Genomic DNA, 3,253 nt, shown 5'->3' with positions numbered 1-3,253 from the left:
CGACACGCGAAGGCCCCGCCCGCGATCACGCGGGACAAACAGGGCGAACCATCAACCTCATCAGGCAATCGCGACCGCTGACGAATCGAGGTTAGGCCAGATGTGGACTTCTTCTCCTCGGCGGCGGGTCGGGAGCTTCTGATACGAAGTGACGAGTACAGCGCCGAGGTCGCGACGGCACTTCGCCGGTTCCTGTCGTAAGCGTCCGGAGCCGGGATTCAGAAAGCCATCACATTGCCACGAACCGAGCGTCACCCGACTGCGCCGAAACCTTGGCTGGGCGTGATGCGCGCATTCAAAACCAGTTCGTGACCCCCACCCTCGGCGAGGCAAACCCGCCAGCGTCTTTATGGATGGACCAGAGAGACGACGATTCTCGCGGGTGGTGGTGTTTCAGTGAAGTCAGCATGACCCCTTACAAATTCGTAGCTGTTTGTTCCACCCGTGACCGCCATCCGGAAACCCGAAGTGCCAGCCTTTTGGGTGACCAGTGCCTCGAGCATGATCTGACCTTTTTTGGGCAGGTCCAGCGCGGCGTGACAGATGCTGGTGAGCGTGTTGGGAGCGGTACTGACAGCAGTGATTTTGCAGTAGTACGAGAACTTCCCGTCGGCTACTGCGGTGTTCCTCTCACTGACTTTCCCGCTGCCGCCGAATTCGTCCCCCGCCTTCTTAGATGTAAACGGATACCCGTACTGCGTGGTTCCAGAGACCGTCAGGTATAGTTTCTCTGTACCGACATCCCTGGTAGCAGCCGTTCCTGGTGAGGCGATGGCTGGCACGCCCATCAAAGCAAATGCCGCACTAGCGATCACCCTGGTTCTCGTTTTGTTCACTTTCTGATCCCCTAACCCTTCTTCGAGGGGCTTACATTCAAGTTTCCGGATCAATTGACTGGCATTACAGTCGGAGGTCCACGTTCCTGTAGGTCGGAGGGATGCGAGTCATCACTTTGCCCTGATGTAGCATCAGCTAAAGATACCGGCGACCAGGCGTGATGCGCATTCAACACCGAGCCTTGACTCTCACCCTTCGCGCGGCGTGTCGAACGTGCTCAACGTAGGACGCAATCCGAAAAGGGTGCAGCTCCTCTGAGGTTTGATCAGAGCCGCGTGATCAGCGGTTTTGTGATTGCTGTGTGATCGGCAAGGATTTAGTTCAGGCAAGACCACCGTTGCCGAACAGTACCTGGCCGTTTACCCAGCGCGCCGGTCCTGCGAGGAAGGCCACTATCTCGGCCATGTCCTCAGGGCGTCCCAGACGCTCAAGCGGTGCGGCATTGGTGAGGTAGCCGATGGTTGTCTCGTTCTTGTCACTGAAAAACATCGAGGTGGCGGTAGGGCCGGGGGCGACAGCATTGACCGTGATGTCCTTGCCGCGCAGCTCACGGGCAAGCACCAGAGTAATTGCCTCAACAGCCGCCTTGCTCGTGACGTATGCACCGTAGGCGGGCCATTGCGTGCGGGTCATGGAGGTGGAGAAGTTGATGATTGCTCCGCCGGCGCGTAGTTGCCGGGCTGCCAACCGGTCGACGACGAACGTGCCGCGGATGTTAGTGCGGTGGATTTGGTCGAGCTCAGTCAGGTCCAGGGCCGCGATTGGTCCGGACCGCATGATACCGGCGGTGTGCACGAGGACGTCGATTCCCCCGAATTCAACTTCGACTTCATTGAAGGCTGCAGCCATCGCGTCTTCGTCAGCGACATCGCCGCCGATTGCGATAGCCCGACCACCACGCGACGCGATCTCCTCCACCAGGCTGTAGGCCGTGTCCTTGTTTTCTGCGTAGTGAACACCTATAGAAAACTTTTCTTCCGCCAGTCGTCTGACTATGGCGCTACCGATCCCGCCGGACCCACCGGTGACGAGAGCGACACGAGAGTAAGGAATGTGACACATCCCTGTTTCCTCCTTGAAGCGTCTAGAAGGGACCCGTACCTCGTGATTCTGATTCTGGCTGCGCGTATTTACGGGTGAGGTCACCCCACAGGGGCGGCTGCATTTCTATGGACCGTTAGACTTGAGATGTCCCAGGCCTGGGACATCTCCTCGAGGGCGTCGATACTTGATCCGCAGACAACCGGACGTAGAGACTCGAATTTTTCGTCACTCCACTTGTAGATGTCCAGCGCCAGGAGCCGGTCGATGACCTCCGGAGCGAAGCGCTTCCGGACTTCCCGTGCAGGGCTGCCGGCCACAAGGGTGTAGGGCGGCACATCCCGGGTGACTACACTTTGAGCAGCAATTACGGCGCCTTCGCCTAGTGTTACGCCAGGCATGATCATGGCGCGCATGCCGATCCAGACACCATCCTTGATGACAGTGTCCCCCTTTCCCTGATAAGCGTCGACGCGAACGTCGCGGAAAGGATAGAGACTGAACCAGTCCATGCGATGAAGATGGTTGCCGCCCATGAGGATTACAACTTCGGCTCCGATGCACACATAGTCGCCGATATGCAGTTGGTCAATGGGCCAGGGTGGCACCCAGTTCCGGTTCTCTCGGCTGTAGGCATCTCCGTGGAGGTAACGCACCACGGACCCCTCGAAGTCGCCGGACCAGGCGTGGCTGTAGTAACTGCGAGTTCCTGCCACGTGGATGTTAGGGTTGGTTACGACCTCATGAAGGTACTGCGGCCTCGACCAATGAGAACCATCAGGCATGGCGATGCTGCTCTCGGCTAGAAGCGGACAGGATCCCTGATTTCACAAGAAGCGATAATTCATATAAGGACAATACTGTCAGCAGGAGAGTTCCCCTGCCTGAAGTGGATTCCTTGATTATTAACTGCTGGTAGACATGATTACCCGGATCTCTTGCGCACCTCTCCACCTCCTCCTCTTTCCACCCTAAGGAAGCAATCAAGTTCTACGGAGGGTGTTGATATCCCAGGGCTGCCGCGCTACGGCGGGACGACACTGCACGATCCGCCGGGCCGCACCGGACCACCTGCGTCGCTGGCTCGCGGTGCGCGAGAGCGTGCATGGCAGCAGGTTCCGGACGGCGGCGGGGACGAACCCGTGACCCCGTTGCGCGACGGCGCAGGGGGAGGACATTCGCGCCTTCGACACCGCTGTGGATGCCACCTGCGCGCAGGGCCTGCTCGCGGCCCTGGTGAGGTGACCCCCGGAGTGTGGACACAGGGGTTCATGCTGCGCGGGAGAGTCTAGCTGTCTGGTGGTGCTGCTGTTCGAACTCCATCGGGGAGAGGTAGCCCAGCGCACTGTGGCGTCGGCGGGCGTTGTAGTAAGCG

Annotated in this window: 4 protein-coding genes; all 4 read right to left on the bottom strand. The window is 59.1% G+C overall.

Annotation, left to right across the window (positions count from 1 at the left end):
- Positions 1-347: 347 nt before the first annotated feature.
- Positions 348-815 carry a hypothetical protein gene (locus tag ACFYX0_RS47205; protein ID WP_388981876.1) on the bottom strand — a complete coding sequence of 156 codons (468 nt, stop codon included), beginning with the start codon at positions 813-815 and terminating at the stop codon, positions 348-350.
- 343 nt (positions 816-1,158) lie between these two features.
- Positions 1,159-1,899, bottom strand: coding sequence for an SDR family oxidoreductase (locus ACFYX0_RS47200; protein ID WP_388981873.1), 741 nt, complete (start codon positions 1,897-1,899; stop codon positions 1,159-1,161).
- A gap of 80 nt (positions 1,900-1,979) precedes the next feature.
- Positions 1,980-2,534: a CatB-related O-acetyltransferase gene (locus tag ACFYX0_RS47195; protein WP_388981871.1), complete on the bottom strand. Its 555-nt coding sequence runs from the start codon at positions 2,532-2,534 to the stop codon at positions 1,980-1,982.
- A gap of 613 nt (positions 2,535-3,147) precedes the next feature.
- Positions 3,148-3,253: IS3 family transposase (locus ACFYX0_RS47190; protein ID WP_388981878.1), on the bottom strand; the 106-nt coding region annotated here is incomplete at its 5' end.

Origin of the sequence: Streptomyces sp. NPDC002573 (assembly GCF_042889625.1) — a bacterium.
GTDB lineage: Bacteria > Actinomycetota > Actinomycetes > Streptomycetales > Streptomycetaceae > Streptomyces > Streptomyces gibsoniae.
Note: the sequence above shows the minus strand (reverse complement) of the source record. Positions and strands in the feature narration are given on the sequence as shown.